Below are 639 nucleotides of genomic sequence, written 5' to 3' on the forward strand. Positions count from 1 at the left end.
TCAACAATGGCTATGCGCAGTTCAGCTCGAGTGATCGTGTGGCGTGGGTGGGCAATCCCGCGTTTGATATCAGTACCCTGGAAGTATGGGCACCGCTGCTACACGGTGGCTGCATCATTGCATTGGATGCCACGACCGTCATAAATCCTTCAAATTTTGCCAAGTCACTTGAACAGCAACGGGTGACAACCCTTTTTCTAACAACAGCGTTATTCAACCAATATACGTCATCGATCGCTCCGACGTTAGCACAACTTAAGTACCTCCTCTGTGGAGGCGAGGTCAGTGACGTTCCCTCATTTTTGAGATTGCTGAGAGAAGAAGGTCCTGTACGCCTCATTCACTGCTACGGTCCGACCGAGACAACGACCTTCGCGACAGTCTGCGAGATCGCCCAATCTGTCGGGGGGCTGGCCTCCATCCCGATCGGGCGCCCGATTGCGAACACGCGGGTGTACCTGCTGGACGGTCATGGTGGGCCCGTGCCGTTCGGGGCGGTGGGTGAGCTTTACGTTGGCGGGGCCGGCGTTGCGCGTGGCTACCTGAACCGGCCTGATCTGACGGCGGAGCGGTTCATCGCCAGTCCCTTTGTGGAAGGCGATCGGCTGTATAAGACCGGCGATCTGGCGCGTTATCTGC

Annotated in this window: 1 protein-coding gene; it reads left to right on the top strand. The window is 57.1% G+C overall.

The genetic code is table 11. From position 1 onward, the window contains the following. Nucleotides 1–639: AMP-binding protein (locus NKJ12_RS32180; RefSeq protein ID WP_352707749.1), on the top strand; the 639-nt coding region annotated here is incomplete at both ends.

The organism is Mesorhizobium sp. M0195 (genome assembly GCF_040322115.1).
Taxonomy (GTDB): Bacteria; Pseudomonadota; Alphaproteobacteria; order Rhizobiales; family Rhizobiaceae; genus Mesorhizobium.